A 15083-nucleotide genomic window follows, 5' to 3' on the forward strand; every position below is an offset into this window, starting at 1 on the left:
GGAGCATCATCCTTCGTCGAGCAACATCGTCACGTCGCGGGCCAGCTGGGCCTGTGACACGTCGTGGTCCCACATCATCGGCGCCTGGTCGTCGCTGTCGATCGCGTAGACGCGGGTGCCGTGGGTGACGTCGTAGCCCCCACTGGGCAGCTTGTCGCCCTTGTCGATCCCGACGGCGAGGCTCTCGCCGACCTCCACGATGTCGTCGAGCTCGCCGGTGAGGCCGATGATGCTCGGGTCGAACGCGCTGACGTAGTCCTCGGTCACCGCCTCGTCGTCGCGCGCCGGGTCGGTCGTCACGAAGACGACGTCGAGCCGCTCCTTCTGCTCCTCGTCGAACCGCGTGAGGGTCCCGGCGAGGGTCGCCATCACCTGGCCGCAGATGTCCGGGCAGCTGGTGTAGCCGAAGAAGACGAGGGTGAGGTCCTTGTCGGTGTCGTCGGCCAGGCTGAAGGCGGCTCCGTCGGTGTCCACGAGCGGGGTGGACGACACCTCGAACGGCGGGTCGAGGACGGTGCCGGTGGGCTCGGCGGACTCCGCTCCCCCGCCGCAGGCCGCCAGGAGTGCGAGCAGCGGGACGGCGGCGAGTGCCCTAGCCCGCACGTCGTACGCCCTCCGCGAGGTCGGCGGTCAGGCTGCGCAGCGCCTCGAGGCCCGCGGCCTCGTCGCCCTCGTGGTCGAGCAGGCAGCGGACGAAGGCCGATCCGACGATCACGCCGTCGGCGAACGCGGCCACCTCGGCCGCCTGGTCACCGTTGCTGACCCCGATGCCCACCGCCACCGGCACGTCGCCCGCGGCGCGGACCCGTCCCACCAGCGGACCGGCGAGGTCGGACGTCGCCTCACGCGCGCCGGTGACGCCCATGACGGCGGCGGCGTAGACGAAGCCGCGGCTCTCGCGGGCGGTCATGGCGATGCGCGCGTCGGTCGAGCTCGGCGCGACGAGGAACACCTTGTCGAGGTCGTGCTCGTCGGCCGCGGCGATCCACGCCGAGCCGTGGTCGGGGGTGATGTCCGGGGTGATCAGGCCGGCACCGCCGGCTCCGGCGAGGTCGGTGGCGAACCGCTCGACCCCGTAGCGCTCGACGGGGTTCCAGTAGGTCATCACGAGGGTGGGCACGCCCGTCTCGGCGACCCCCTCGACGACGCGCATCACGTCGGCGGTGCGGACGCCGCCGTCGAGCGCGGCCTGTGCCGCCGCCTGGATCGTCGGCCCGTCCATGACCGGGTCGCTGTAGGGAAGCCCGATCTCGATCGCGTCGCAGCCGGCCTCGACCATCGTGCGCATGGCCCGGATGGAGCCCTCGACGGAGGGGTAGCCCGCGGGGAGGTAGCCGATGAGGGCGGCACGGCCCTCGGACCTCGCCCGTGCGAACGCGGTGCTGGTCGAGGTCACTGCTGCGCCTCCGTGTCCACCTCGGACGCGACGTCGGCCTCCACCTGCTCGAGGTCGGCGTCCGGGCCGCTGTCGGCGTCGCCGAGGCCGAACCACTCGATGGCCGTGCCCATGTCCTTGTCGCCCCGACCGCTGAGGTTGATGATCACCGTCGCGTCGGGACCCTTCTCCTCGCCGAGCCGCTTGGCCACGTCGAGGGCGCCGGCGACCGCGTGGGCCGACTCGATGGCGGGGATGATCCCCTCGGTGCGGCTGAGCAGCGCCATCGCGTCCATCGCCTGCGCGTCCGTGACGGGGGTGTACGTCGCCCGACCGGCCGCGGCCAGCCACGAGTGCTGCGGACCGACCCCGGGGTAGTCGAGGCCGGCGGAGATCGAGTGCGACTCGATGGTCTGGCCGTCCTCGTCCTGGAGCACGTAGGTGCGGGCACCGTGCAGCACGCCGGCCTCGCCGGCGTGGATGGTCGCCGCGTGGCGACCCGTCTCGACGCCGTCCCCGCCGGGCTCGAAGCCGTGGATCTCCACGCCCTCGTCCTCGAGGAACGCGGTGAACAGGCCGATGGCGTTGGAGCCACCGCCCACGCACGCCGCGACGGCGTCCGGGAGGACGCCGTACTGCTCGAGGCACTGGGCGCGGGCCTCGTCGCCGATGCCGCGGCAGAAGTCGCGCACCATGCTCGGGAACGGGTGCGGCCCGGCGGCGGTGCCGAAGAGGTAGGCGGTGTGGTCGACGCTGGCAACCCAGTCGCGCAGCGCCTCGTTGATCGCGTCCTTCAGCGTCGCGCTGCCGGACTCGACCGGGACGACCTTCGCGCCGAGGAGCTGCATGCGGGCGACGTTGAGCGCCTGGCGGCGGGTGTCGACCGCGCCCATGTAGACGGTGCAGTCGAGGTCGAACCACGCGGCCGCGGTGGCGCTGGCGACACCGTGCTGCCCCGCCCCGGTCTCGGCGATGACGCGTGACTTGCCCATCCGCTTGGTGAGCAGGGCCTGGCCGAGCACGTTGCGGATCTTGTGGGCGCCGGTGTGGTTGAGGTCCTCGCGCTTGAGCAGCACACGGGCACCGACGAGCTCGGAGAGCCGCTCGGCGTGGTAGAGCCGGCTCGGCGTGCCGGCGTACTCGCGCAGCACCCGCTCGAAGTCGGCGACGAACGCAGCGTCGGCCATCGCGTCCTGCCAGGCCTCGGTCAGCTCGTCGAGCGCGGCCACGAGGGCCTCGGGCATGAAGCGCCCGCCCCACGTGTCACCGAAGTAGCCGCGCTCGTCGGCGTCGTACCTGCCGGTCCCACTCGTCACGCTCGACTGCACGCTCACGGTGCCGTCACTCCTGTCATCGCTCGTACGGCGGCCTCCGGGTCGCCATCCTTGACCAGTGCCTCGCCGACCAGCACCACGCCTGCTCCCTCGGAGACGAAGCGCTGGACGTCGGCGACACCGGTGATGCCGCTCTCGGCGACGAGGACCGCCTGGCCCTGCATCTGGGGGGCGAGGCGCCCGAACACGTCGGGATCCACCTCGAGGGTCTTGAGGTTGCGGCTGTTGACGCCGATCAGCTCGGCGTCGAGCGCCAGCGCACGCTCGGCCTCCGCCTCGTCGTGCACCTCGACCAGGACGGTCAGGCCCAGGGCCACCGCCTCGTCGTGGAGCCGACGGAGGGTGTCGTCGTCGAGCGCGGCCACGATCAGCAGCGCCAGGTCGGCGCCCGCCGCGCGGGCCTCGACGAGCTGGTAGCCCTCGACGATGAAGTCCTTGCGCAGGATCGGCGTCTCCACGGCAGCCCGCACGGTGCGCAGGTCGTCGAGGCTGCCGCCGAAGCGTCGCTCCTCGGTCAGCACGGAGATCGCCGCGGCGCCACCGCGGGCGTAGGCCCGCGCCAGGGACGCCGGGTCGGGGATGTCGGCGAGGGCGCCCTTGCTGGGGCTGCGCCGCTTGACCTCCGAGATCACGCTCGACCCGCTCGCACGGAAGTGCGGCATGGGGTCACGCGGCGGCGGGGCGTCGGCGAGGCGCGCGCGGAGCTCGCCGAGCGGGAGGGACGACTCGCGGCGGGCGAGGTCCTCGCGGGCCCCCGCGACGATGTCGTCGAGGACGGAACCGGTCGCTGGCATGCCCTCAGCCTCTCACCCGGGCCCAGTCCGTCCGGGGGCGGTGCCCAGTGGACGGACCTGCCCCGCGGCGGGCCGCGCCGCTCAGTGCTCGGAGGAGTTGAAGCCGAGCTTGGACAGCACGAGGAACAGCGGGAACGCGACGACGGCGATGATGATGCCGATCCAGAGCAGCGTCATCTGGGTCGGGACCTGCAGCAGGGCCACGCTGCCCACGACGAAGCCGAGCATCGCGATCGCCACAGCGGTCCAAGCAGCGGGGGTGTTGCCGTGGCCAGCAGCCATCGTCGGAGCTCCTTCGTCGGTCGAACTCGGGTCGAGCGGTGTGCGCGACGAGTCTAGGCGGTCGGGTCGTGGCCCTCGTCGAGGGCCTTCCAGATGTCGATGTTCTCCGTGGGGCGCCCGGCCGGGCCCGCCGCCGCGTCGGCGTCGCCGCTGGAACGTGCACCGGTCGGGGCGTCGTACCTCGAGCCCATCTCGGGCCACGTGCGGACCAGCCGGAGGGCCAGGACGGTCGAGGCGACCACCAGGAGCGCCGCGACGGCCGCCAGCCAGAACCAGCCGGTCAGCGACGTGTCGTCGAGCGTGGCGCCCGTGCGCCGGCGCACCTGCTCGACGAGGTGGTCGGGGAGGGTGAACGGCGCCCAGGCCACGGTGGCGGCGTAGCCGAGGCCGGCCAGCACCGAGAGCGCCGCGACGCCCCGGCGGAACCGCCCGCGGGTGACCAGCAGGACGCCCCAGCAGGCCATGACGACGAAGGCCAGGGCCGTGGCCAGGGGCGAGGAGGCCACCTCGGCCCACGACGTGGCGGCGCCGGCGGCCGAGGGCCCGTCGGTGACCGCGTCGGCTCCCGCCCCGTCGACCCACGGCTTGGTGCCGGCCCACGCCCCCAGCCCGGCGGACGCGAGGCCCAGGGCGACGACGGGGCCGAAGGTGCGTCGCGCCCTCGCGGGTCGCACCTCGGCGTCCGTCGCGGGCTCAGCCATCGACCCGGTGCACCAGGTCGGCGTCGAAGCACGTGTGGTCACCGGTGTGGCACGCGGCGCCCACCTGGTCGACCACGAACAGGAGCGTGTCGCCGTCGCAGTCGAGGCGGACCTCCTTGACCCACTGCACGTGGCCGGACGTGTCGCCCTTGACCCAGTACTCACGGCGCGAGCGCGACCAGTACGTCGCCCGCCCGGTGTCGATGGTGCGGGCCAGCGCCTCGTCGTCGACCCAGGCGAGCATGAGGACCTCGCCGGATCCTTGCTGCTGCACGACGACGGGCACGAGGCCCTCGGCCGTGCGATGCAACCGGGCCGCGAGGTCGGGTTCGAGCGGCGAGGGGGTGGGATTCACTCGGGGCCCCCGCGGCGTTGTTCGGGGGAGCGCAGCGGAGGAGAAGAAGGTCGTGGGGTGAGACTCACGGGTCCATCGTCTCAGCCTCGCGGGCGGCCCACGTCTCGGCACAGCGCCGGGTGACGGGTCCGGGTGCGGGCAGGACGCGGTCGTCCCACCGCGCGACGGCCTGGACGTCGCGGGTCGTGGAGACCAGGAACGCCTCGCTCGCGCCGTCCCGGACGTCCGCCAGCGGCTCGTCGACCTCGACGGCGCCGCACCACTCGAGCACCAGCTCGCGGGTGATGCCGGCCAGGCAGCCCGAGGCCAGGCTCGGGGTGCGCAGCTCGCCGTCGAGGACGTAGAACACGTTGGAGCCGGTGCCCTCGCAGAGGTTGCCGGCCGTGTTGGCGAAGACCGCCTCCGTCCCCCCGCGCTCCTTGGCGTGCGCCAGCGCGACCACGTTCTCGGCGTACGACGTGGTCTTGAGCCCGGCGGTGGCGCCGTTCTCGTTGCGCGTCCACGGGACGGTGACGACCGCCGTCTCCGGGGCCGCGTGCTCGATCGCGCTGTATGCCACGACGAGCGTCGCCGGTCCCCCACCGCGCCCGGACCCCATCGGGTGCGGTCCGGCCGTCCAGGTGACCCGCAGCCGCCCGATCGGGTCGTCGTGCGCACCGTCGAGCACGGCCGCGACCCCACGTCGTACGTCGTCGAGGTCGGGAGCCGGCAGCCCGAGGCCGGCGGCGCTCCGCTCGAGCCGGGCGAGGTGCCGCGTGAGCGCGAAGGGCACGCCGTCCAGCGTCTTCACCGCCTCGAAGACCCCGTCCCCCACGGTGAAGCCGTGGTCGGTGACCGCGACGGCCCCCCGGGTCGGGTCGGCCAGGAGGTCACCGTCGATCCACGCGCGCATGGCGCCAACTCTAGGGCGCCCTCCAGGGCGCCGGGCGGGGGCCAGTGGGACGGGTGGGACACCCTGGTCAGGGGGGCGATTTTGGCGCCGCGTCGGCCATGGGCTACTGTTCCACTCGCACTCAGGGCCGGTGAAACGGCCAGGGATGCAGGCGGACATAGCTCAGTTGGTAGAGCGCAACCTTGCCAAGGTTGAGGTCGCGAGTTCGAGTCTCGTTGTCCGCTCGGAAGGTCTCCCCCGTTCATTTCCGGAACCTCCACGGTGGGTTGGCCGAGAGGCGAGGCAACGGACTGCAAATCCGTCTACACGGGTTCAAATCCCGTACCCACCTCGCAGTGACAACTCAAGACTTGGGCGATTGGCGCAGCGGTAGCGCGCTTCCTTGACACGGAAGAGGTCACTGGTTCAAACCCAGTATCGCCCACCAGCACGACGAGAGGCCGGCTTCCATCGGAAGCCGGCCTCTCGTGCATCTCGGGTCACCCACGACGACCTCGTGAGGCCGAGCGTCCCCCGGCATGGGGCTGCCGAGATCGAGCGCGGCTGCTCCGCCAGCCAGCGCGTCTCACCCAACGCGCAGCGGGGTCAGCTCCTGACGCGTACTTTCACCCACACAGACACCCCGGCAGCGTTCACCGACCGCACCGAGCACGTCGCCGCCCTCGCGCGCAGCACGGCACGCCGACCCGTCGACGTCTTCGCCACCCGGCCACACCTGATGACGTAGTGCTCGACCTGCGTGCCTGCCCGCCAGGTCACCACGATCCGCCTCGGTGCGGTCCGAACCGCTCGCACCTTGCGAGGCGCGCCAGCAACCGGCATCGCGGCTGGCGTGCTCGGCGTGGCGTCCGGCGGAGTTGGGGCGGGCGCAGGTTGTGTCGGAGCAGGGACGGGCGCGGGACCAGTGGTCGGCCCAAGCGTGGGAATTGGCGTCGGAACAGGAGCAGCAATCAGCGAAGCGATCGCGTCGGCGTACGACGCGCCCAGCTTCTCCTCGCCTGGCCGGGACGGGTGAGCGAAGTCCCACGTGTCGACGCCCTCGACGAAGACCGGCACCGAGGCCGCGACGACCCGAGACTCGTCCGTCGACAACTCGGCGGCGAGCCCCGGGAGCACATCGTTGTAGGCCCCCGCGTCACCGATCCACTCCTGCGGCACCCCACCCAGCACCACGTCGACATCCGGCTTCACCGCGCGGGCCTGGGCAACGAATCGACGCAATTGATCCGACATCCGCTGAGCGCTCATCTGCGCCCACGCGATGTCATTGATGCCGAGCGCCTCGACGATCACGTCAGGGTCGTGAGCCGCGACAAGGTCGCCGATGGCCGGCGACCGGTCATCGGGGAAGTCGAGTGGTTGCCACATCGCTTGCCCCCAGCGTGCGGCGTGATCCTGGTCGAAGTTCGGGTCGGCGTAGGAGCCGCCCCACGCGTCGGCGTCGAGGTAGGTGCCGCGCCGCGGTCCGACGAAATCAACGCTCCCGGCGGCGAGCCGCTGCCAAGCGAAGTAGCGCCACGAGTAGTCGCCGTCGCGGCCCTGGGTGACCGAATCACCGACGATGAGGACACGAGAAGGCGCCGGTGTAGCGTGCGCGGGTAGAGCAGGCAGGAGCGGCGACGCGACGAGAGCGGCCACGGCGGCCGTCATGAACTTCATCACGCAGATCCCCCGATCTTGTGCCGCCGATGCTAGGTCAAGATCTCGAGCTGGACCGCATCGCCGTGCCCAACCTCCGCCGGGCGAGGTCACAGATACACGTCGGTGCCACCAGCTCCGGCACGACGAGAGGCCGGCTCCCACCAGGTCCGGCCTCTCGTGCATCTCGGGTCACACAGTGGTGCCGAAGCGCTCCCAGACGCGGTGCGCCGACAGCAGGGTCAGCAGGTCGTCCGCGACGTCCGCGCCCGTGTCCCCCGTCGTCACCCCGGCCCCGCCGACGCCGAGCGCGTCGAGGACCGCCCGTCCGTCCCCGACGGCCGCCACCGCCTTGCTGTGGCGGAAGCACTCCTCGACCAGGAGCTCGACCCGGGGGTCGGTGGCCGCGCCCGCCTCGGTGTCGCGCGCGGGTACGGCGTCCGGTGCGGGCGGTGCGGCGCCGGCGACGACCACGGCGTCGTACTCCACGGAGCGGGCGGTGGCGAAGGTCCGCTGCGCCACCAGGCCGTCGCCCAGGTCGCCGCCGTGCGGGCCGACGAGGAGGGGCAGCAGGCCGGCCTCCAGCAGGGTCTCCCGCAGCCGGGCGACCGACTCGAGGTCGCCGTCGGGATCGACCACGATGCCGACCGTCCGCCCGTCTGTGGGCCAGGTCTCTCCCACCTGCGACAGGGCCGGGCTCGGGTCGGGCTCGTCGTAGTGCACCGTCCGCTCCGGGGCGGGGAGACCGAGGCCCTGTGCCACCCGGGCGCACAGCTCGTCGTCGATGTTGGCGAGCGCCAGCAGCTGACGTTCCTTGATCGCCTGCTCGTAGCACTTGCCCAGCTCGAAGCCGTAGGCCGCGACGATGTGCTCCTGCTCGACCGGGGTCATGCTCGTCCAGAACAGGCGTGCCTGGCTGAAGTGGTCGTCGTACGTCGCGGGGTTCTCGCGCACCTTCGACGCCTCCGGCACGGTGACCGGCACGTCGACGAACGCGCCCTCGTCGGCTCCCGCGACGAACGGGCAGCCGCCGTCGAGCGAGCTCGGCCCGTACGGCGCGACGCCCCCGTGGACGGCCTGCTGGTGGTAGCCGTCGCGGTGGTTGTCGTTGACCGGGGCGTGCGGGCGGTTGATCGGGATCTGGTTGAAGTTCGGCCCGGCCAGCCGTGTCAGCTGGGTGTCGAGGTAGGAGAAGTTGCGGGCCATCAGCAGGGGGTCGTCGGTCCCGTCGATGCCGGGGACGAGGTGCCCGGTGTGGAAGGCGACCTGCTCGCTCTCGGCGAAGAAGTTGGTCGGGTTCCCGTTGAGCGTGAGCGTGCCGATCACCTGGACGGGCGCGAGCTCCTCGGGGACCAGCTTGGTCGAGTCGAGCAGGTCGATGCCCTCGAACATCTGGTCAGGCGTGTCCGGGAAGGTCTGGATGCCCAGGTCCCACTCGGGAAAGGCACCGGACTCGATCGCGTCGTAGAGGTCACGGCGGTGGAAGTCCGGGTCCAGGCCGCCGAGCAGCTGCGCCTCCTCCCACACGAGCGAGTGGACGCCCAGCCTGGGCTTCCAGTGGAACTTGACCAGCGTCGTGCCGCCGTCGGCGTCGACCAGCCGGAACGTGTGGACCCCGAACCCCTCCATCGTGCGGTAGCTGCGCGGGATGCCCCGGTCGGACATGTTCCACAGGGTGTGGTGCTGGGCTTCGGTGTGAAGGGAGACGAAGTCCCAGAAGGTGTCGTGGGCGCTCTGGGCCTGCGGGATCTCGCGGTCCGGGTGCGGCTTGGCCGCGTGGACGACGTCGGGGAACTTGATCCCGTCCTGGATGAAGAAGACCGGGATGTTGTTGCCGACGAGGTCCCAGTTGCCCTCGGTCGTGTAGAACTTCGTGGCGAAGCCGCGGGTGTCGCGGACCGTGTCGGCGGAGCCGCGCGAGCCCAGCACGGTCGAGAAGCGCACGAAGACCGGGGTCTCGACGCCCTTGCCGAAGACGGCCGCACGGCTCACCTCCGACGCGGCGCCGTTCGCGACGAACACGCCGTGGGCGCCGGCTCCGCGCGCGTGGACCACGCGCTCGGGGATGCGCTCGTGGTCGAAGTGCATGATCTTCTCGCGCAGGTGGTGGTCCGACAGCAGGGTCGGACCGCGCGGTCCTGCCTTGAGCGAGTGGTCGCTGTCGCCGATGCGGACGCCGGTCGCGGTGGTCAGGTAGGCGCCCTGCTGGGCGTTCGCGGCGGACGGGTCGGCGCTCGGCGCGCCGGTGGGCGACATGGGCGTGGGCTGCTGCTGGTCCGGCTTCGGCGGCGGCACCTCACGCGGGGCGGTCGGCTCCTCCAGCGTCGGCGGCTCGCTGCCGGGAGCGCCCGGGACGGGCTTGTCCGTGAGCGACACGGCGTCGGCGACGGCCTCCGCGGCCCTCACCGCCTTGCCAGCGGCCTTCTTCGCCGCGCCGGCGGGCTTCGTGGCTGCGGACTTCTTTGGGCTCATGCGGGCTCCTCGAGATGGGGTGCGGGAGGCCCCCGTACCCGCACCGCCCGCGGCGATGCGCCCGCGCCGAGCCCCGGAGGACCCGCGCGCAGCGCCCCGCGCGGGGCCCGCGACCTGGCGTCAGCCGCCACGGTCACTTCCCGCGCGGCACCGTCACCTCCGTGCGGGACACGGCGGCCTGGACGACGTCGGTGCCGGCATAGCGCACGACCACGGGCTTCGTGCCCGGCCGGACGTCCCGGACCACGAGGCGCGCCCGGCCGTCGACGACCTGGCCCTCGACCGTGCGCCCTCCGACGCTGACGGAGATCGCCCCGGCCGGCTTCGGGGCTCCGACGGCCTTGACGCGGACGTCGACGACGACCCGTCGACGCGTGGCCTCGGGCCGGACCCGCACCGTCGGGACGGTCGTGACCGCAGGGACGGCAAGGGTCTCCGTCGTGGCGCTGAAGTTGCGCCGGTTCCACGTGACCTCGACGGACAGGGCGTGGCCCATGTCCCCGCGACGGACCGTGTAGGTGGGGCGCGTCGCCTTGGCGATGCGTCGACCGTCGCGCAGCCAGCGGTAGGTGGGCGAGGCGTCACTCGGCTTGGCGCTGCCGGGTCGCACCACGAGACGGCTGCCGACCTGCGTGGCGCCCTTGACCCGCGACGCGCGGGTGAGCGTGACCGGCTTGGCGAGGACGGGTGCGGTCTCCGGCGCGGTCGACCTCGACTTCTTGTAGCCCTTCGAGCTCGCCGTGACGCGTGCGCTGATCTTCTTCCCGATCTCGTCCCGGGTGAGGGTCAGCGTCGAGCCGGTCGCGCCGGGCAGCGGGGCGCCGTCGGCGTACCACTGGGTCTTGGCCTTCGCGGGTTGCGGGGCCCACCCCGTCGGGGTCAGCGAGAGCGTGGTGCCGACCTCGGGGGTGCCCTGGATCGTCGGCAGCTGGGTCTTCTGGAAGGTGCCGGGCGCCACGGGGGCGGTGGCGAGCGCGGCCTCACCCGGGGTGTAGCCGCTCAGCTGGGCCGTCACCTCGGCGGTCAGGGCCTTGCCCTTCACGTCGGGCGTGGGCACGTAGCTCGGGCCGGTGGCGCCAGGGATCTCCGCGCCGTCCGCGAGCCAGCGGTACGTGATGCTGGTGGGCGCCGGGGACCACGCGCCGGCCGCGACCTCGAGTGGTGCGCCGACCATGGGCGAACCGGCGATGGTGGGGGGCGACGTCGGCTGCACCACGCGGTCGTTGAAGTGGATGAACCCGCTCGGCCAGCCGCCGCCGGTCTTGGTGATGCGGCGCCAGTAGAAGTCGCCACCCCAGTAGTCCTCGGAGACGATGATCTCCGTCTCGGAGACGACCTGCTCCACGTAGGCGACGTGGCCGGCCGAGCCCGCCGGCGTCACGTGGGGCTTGTACCAGGCGATCGAGCCGACAGTGGGGACCTGGTCGGTGATCGAGGCCATCGCCACGCCCCAGTTCGAGGCGTTGCCGCTGCCCTCCCACGGCCGGACGTCCGGCATGCCCGACTGGATGAGCCGGTACGCCACGTAGTTGGTGCAGTTGTGCCCCGCGTACATCCGCCAGTACATCGTCGAGGAGGCCTGCCGGTAGCCGCCGTCGCCGTAGCCGGCGGCCGCGCAGCCCTGGTAACCGGTGCACAGGTAGGTCGAGGACGCGAGACTGATGCGACCGGCCGTGGTGGGCACCACCAGCAGGACGAGGGCGAGCAGCCCGGTGAGCAGCGTCGCCGTGCGGGTCGCACGTCGTACGACCTGTCGGAGGGCTGACGGGGGCGCGAGTCGCTCCTGTGACGAGTGTGGCGAATGTGACTGCTGGTGCACGAGAAGCGATCGTATGAGTCAAAAGTCAAGGCCGCCACGCCGATGGACAAAGATCAAACGTGTAATTCTCTCCGGCAGGCTCGGGGTGTGACCGCGGTCTCGTCCGCCTGCGTGCCGTCACCGCCGTAGGGGTGGGCCGATGTATCAAGGATCCCCTGACGCGCACCTGCCGGACAGATCGAGTGCGTGGGGCCTCGGTCGAGGCCCTGCCGGCCCGTGCTGTGACGCGGCGCCGGCAGGGCCGTCCTCGGACAGACGCGAACGGGCGACCACACCCCCGTGGTGGTCGCCCGCTGCCCTCACGGCGTCGGCGCTACTCCTCCGGGAGGCCGTGCCCGCGGGCCGCGTAGAGCGCGAGGACCGTCTCGCGCGGGATGACCCCGCAGCGGTCCGCCCAGGCCTGCCAGGCGTCAGCCAGGGTCACCACGAGGTCCGGGTGCACCGACGCCAGGTCGTCGAGCTCCGTGCGGTCGGCCTCGATGTCGTAGAGCTCCCACGGGCCACGGTGCGTGCGGACCAGCTTCCAGCGGCCACGGCGTACGGCGCAGTTCCCCTCGTGCTCCCAGAAGAGCTCGCGCTCACCCTCCTCCCGGGCGCCGCGCAGGGCGGACAGCAGGCTCACGCCCTCCACCGGCGGCACGTCGCGGCCGTTGCGCTGCGTCGGGTAGCCGGCGCGCGCCGCGTCGGCGATGGTGGGCAGCACGTCGACGAGCTGGCTGGGGACGCGGCACAGCGAGCCGTCGGTCGGCAGCCCGGCCGGCCAGTGCGCGATGAACGGGGTCGAGATCCCACCCTCGTGCACCCAGTGCTTGTACTCCCGGAACGGTGTGTTGGAGAGGTTCGCCCACGACCGGCCGTAGGACATGTACGTCGACTCGGGGCCGGGGCGCAGCGACGGGTCGTTGCCCGGCACCACCGGGTCGCCCTCGCGCGTCGTCTCCTGCAACGGCACGAAGGCCGTCACGAACTCGCGGGCCCCCTCCCCCGGCGGCATCTCCTCGGCGCACCCGCCGTTGTCGGAGAGGAACACCACGAGCGTGTTGTCGAGGCGGCCGGTGGCCTCGAGCTGGTCGAGGACCCGCCCGATGCCCTGGTCCATCCGGTCGACCTGGGCGGCGTACGTCGCCATGCGGGAGGCCTCCCACTCGCGGTCGACGACCTCCTCCCACGCCGGGACGCGGTCGTCGCGAGGCGTGAGCGGCCACGTCGGGTCGATGATCCCCTCCTTGACGAGGCGCTCGAGCCGCTCCTCGCGGAGCTGGTCCCAGCCCGCGTCGAAGCGGCCGGCGTAGGACGCGATGTCCTCCTCGTGCGCGTGGAGGGGCCAGTGCGGCGCGGTGTAGGAGAGGAAGAGGAAGAAGGGGTCGTCGCCGCGCTCCTCCTCGTGCTCGGCGAGGAACTCCACCGCGGTGTCGGAGATGGCGTCGGTGTAGAACCAGCCGGCCTGCTCCGCCTCGTGCTCGATGTTGGTCTCCTGCCGCACGAGGGTGCGCGGGCGGTAGAACGACCCCGCCCCCTCGAGCGTGCCGAAGAAGCGGTCGAAGCCGCGACGCGTGGGCCACGCCGGGTTGGGCTCGTCCATGTCGACGGCGAGGTGCCACTTGCCCGAGAGGTAGGTGGCGTAGCCGGCCTCGCGGCACACCTCGGCCACCGTGGCGCACTCCTCGCTGAGGTCGCCCGGGTAGCCGTCGGGGGCGTCGTCGAAGTTGAGGATGCCGATCCCCACCTGGTGCGGGTGCAGCCCGGTCATGAGCGACGCACGCGACGGGCTGCAGCGGGCGGTGTTGTAGAACTGCGTCATCCGGACGCCGCCCGCGGCCAGGCGGTCGAGCGACGGCGTGCGGATCTCCCCGCCGTAGGAGGCGATGTCGGAGAAGCCCATGTCGTCGGCCAGGATCAGGAGGACGTCGGGGCGGCCGTCGGGCGCGCTCATCGCCGCGCTCCCGACCCGGTGAGGGCCTGCTCGCGCGTGGTGTCGTACGCCGTCGCGTCACGCAGGTCGCGGCGGTGGGTCTCGGGCAGGAAGAACACCGACACGAGCGAGATCGCGGCCATCGCCATCACGTAGACCGCCACCGGCCACACCGAGCCGCTCCACGCGCTGACCAGCGAGGTGCCGATGAGCGGCGCGACGGCGCCGGTCGGGATGACGCCGATCTGGTAGACCGCGCTCATCCCGGAGTAGCGCACGCGGGTGGGGAACACCTCGGCGAACATCGCGCCCTCGGGTCCGAACATGATGCAGGCGGCCAGGCCCCACCCGACGACGACGCCGAGGGTGATCAGCACGGCGTTCTCGGTGTTGACCAGCGCGAAGATCGGCACGGCGCTCACCAGGGCCAGCCCCGCGCCGCTGGCGAAGACGGGACGGCGGCCGAAGCGGTCGGAGAGACGGCCCGAGACCAGGATCGCGACGAAGCCCACGACGGAGGCGACCAGCAGGGCATCGAGCACCACCGAGGCGGCGAGGCCGAGCACGGTCACGGTGTAGGTGACGAGGAAGGCGTTGTAGATGTTGAACGTGACGCTCTCGCTGACCCGCGCCCCCATCGCCAGCAGGGTGACCTTGGGGTGGTTGCGGAACACCTCGACGAGCGGGAGCGAGGCCGTGGCGTCGGCCTCCTCGATCTCCTTGAACGCCGGCGGCTCGTCGATCCTGAGCCGGACCACCAGCCCGACGACGACCAGCACGATCGAGACGAGGAACGGCACGCGCCAGCCCCACGACTCGAACGCCTCCTCGGGCAGCCGCGTCACCGCGGTCACCGCGAGGGTCGAGCTCAGCAGGCCGATCGGCACGCCGAGCTGGGGCCAGGACGAGAACCAGCCGCGACGGTCGTCCGGCGCGTGCTCGACGCACAGCAGGACGGCGCCGCCCCACTCGCCACCGAGCCCGATGCCCTGCAGCATCCGCAGGGCGAGCAGCAGCATGGGCGCCGCGACGCCGATCGAGGCGTAGGTGGGCAGCAGGCCCATCGCGAAGGTCGACAGGCCCATGATGAGCATGGTCAGCACGAGCATCCGCTTGCGCCCGATGCGGTCGCCGAAGTGGCCGAAGATGAAGCCGCCGAGCGGGCGCGTGACGAAGCCGGCGGCGAAGGTCGCGAAGGAGATCATGGTGCCGACCAGCGGGTCGAAGGTCGGGAAGAACTGGCTGTTGAAGACCAGCGCGGCCATCGTCCCGTAGAGGAAGAAGTCGTACCACTCGACCACCGAGCCCAGCAGGCTCGCGCCGGCCACCCGGCGGATCTCGGCCTCGTCCCGTGCGGAGTCCGGTCCGGCAGGGGCCGTCGTGTCCGGCTGCGACATGTCATCTCCTTGCGTTGTGTCCCGATCCGTGGGACAGTGCTCCCCTCAGTGGGACACCGCGGACAGTGTTTGCGCGCCTGAGGGCAGGTGTCAAGGAGTGCCTGCCATCCCC

Annotated in this window: 13 protein-coding genes and 3 tRNA genes; 3 read left to right on the plus strand and 13 right to left on the minus strand. The window is 72.1% G+C overall.

All coding sequences use genetic code 11. From position 1 onward, the window contains the following. Positions 1–6: 6 nt before the first annotated feature. The 8 genes from NYO98_RS07965 to NYO98_RS08000 form a co-directional block, all read right to left on the minus strand. On the minus strand, positions 7–603 hold the full coding sequence (locus tag NYO98_RS07965; protein ID WP_268111049.1) for an SCO family protein: 597 nt from the start codon (positions 601–603) through the stop codon (positions 7–9). Then, positions 593–1396: a tryptophan synthase subunit alpha gene (gene trpA, locus NYO98_RS07970; protein WP_268111050.1), complete on the minus strand. Its 804-nt coding sequence runs from the start codon at positions 1394–1396 to the stop codon at positions 593–595. The genes NYO98_RS07965 and trpA overlap by 11 nt, the downstream gene beginning before the upstream one ends. Beyond that, complete coding sequence (gene trpB / locus NYO98_RS07975; RefSeq protein WP_268111440.1) at positions 1393–2703, minus strand: tryptophan synthase subunit beta; 1311 nt, start codon at positions 2701–2703, stop codon at positions 1393–1395. Before trpB ends, trpA begins: the two co-directional genes overlap by 4 nt. Positions 2704–2705: 2 nt before the next feature. Continuing rightward, the gene (gene trpC / locus NYO98_RS07980) at positions 2706–3503 is read right to left on the minus strand and encodes an indole-3-glycerol phosphate synthase TrpC (protein WP_268111051.1); all 798 of its coding nucleotides are present in this window, start codon (positions 3501–3503) and stop codon (positions 2706–2708) included. An 81-nt stretch (positions 3504–3584) separates the two neighbouring features. Next, complete coding sequence (locus NYO98_RS07985) at positions 3585–3785, minus strand: HGxxPAAW family protein (protein ID WP_268111052.1); 201 nt, start codon at positions 3783–3785, stop codon at positions 3585–3587. Positions 3786–3838: 53 nt separating this feature from the next. Further along, positions 3839–4486, minus strand: coding sequence for a Trp biosynthesis-associated membrane protein (locus tag NYO98_RS07990; RefSeq protein WP_268111053.1), 648 nt, complete (start codon positions 4484–4486; stop codon positions 3839–3841). Then, positions 4479–4841, minus strand: a complete 363-nt coding sequence (gene hisI / locus NYO98_RS07995) for a phosphoribosyl-AMP cyclohydrolase (protein ID WP_268111054.1) — start codon at positions 4839–4841, stop codon at positions 4479–4481. Before hisI ends, NYO98_RS07990 begins: the two co-directional genes overlap by 8 nt. Before the next feature lie 64 nt (positions 4842–4905). Next, a complete protein-coding gene (locus tag NYO98_RS08000) occupies positions 4906–5733 on the minus strand; it encodes an aminotransferase class IV (RefSeq protein WP_268111055.1) in 828 nt (275 codons plus the stop codon). A gap of 151 nt (positions 5734–5884) precedes the next feature. Between NYO98_RS08000 and NYO98_RS08005 the strand changes: the two genes are divergently transcribed. From NYO98_RS08005 to NYO98_RS08015, 3 genes are all read left to right on the plus strand, one after another. Beyond that, positions 5885–5957, plus strand: a tRNA-Gly gene (locus NYO98_RS08005). Between the two features lie 36 nt (positions 5958–5993). Next, positions 5994–6064 (plus strand) — tRNA-Cys (locus tag NYO98_RS08010). Positions 6065–6085: 21 nt separating this feature from the next. Further along, positions 6086–6160, plus strand: a tRNA-Val gene (locus NYO98_RS08015). 158 nt (positions 6161–6318) lie between these two features. On the opposite strand, the gene NYO98_RS08020 is transcribed toward NYO98_RS08015, so the two are convergent. From NYO98_RS08020 to NYO98_RS08040, 5 genes are all read right to left on the minus strand, one after another. Continuing rightward, a complete protein-coding gene (locus NYO98_RS08020) occupies positions 6319–7392 on the minus strand; it encodes a GDSL-type esterase/lipase family protein (protein WP_268111056.1) in 1074 nt (357 codons plus the stop codon). A gap of 171 nt (positions 7393–7563) precedes the next feature. After that, complete coding sequence (locus tag NYO98_RS08025) at positions 7564–9843, minus strand: catalase (RefSeq protein WP_326494424.1); 2280 nt, start codon at positions 9841–9843, stop codon at positions 7564–7566. A gap of 133 nt (positions 9844–9976) precedes the next feature. Continuing rightward, entirely contained in the window at positions 9977–11662 is a 1686-nt protein-coding gene (locus NYO98_RS08030) for a CHAP domain-containing protein (RefSeq protein ID WP_268111057.1), read from the minus strand. Between the two features lie 313 nt (positions 11663–11975). Continuing rightward, a complete protein-coding gene (locus NYO98_RS08035) occupies positions 11976–13595 on the minus strand; it encodes an arylsulfatase (RefSeq protein ID WP_268111058.1) in 1620 nt (539 codons plus the stop codon). Next, positions 13592–14971 (minus strand): MFS transporter, encoded by a 1380-nt coding sequence (locus NYO98_RS08040; RefSeq protein ID WP_268111059.1) that lies wholly within the window; start codon positions 14969–14971, stop codon positions 13592–13594. Before NYO98_RS08040 ends, NYO98_RS08035 begins: the two co-directional genes overlap by 4 nt. Positions 14972–15083 lie beyond the last annotated feature (112 nt).

Origin of the sequence: Nocardioides pini, from assembly GCF_026712185.1 — a bacterium.
In the GTDB taxonomy this organism is placed as follows: Bacteria; Actinomycetota; Actinomycetes; order Propionibacteriales; family Nocardioidaceae; genus Nocardioides; species Nocardioides pini.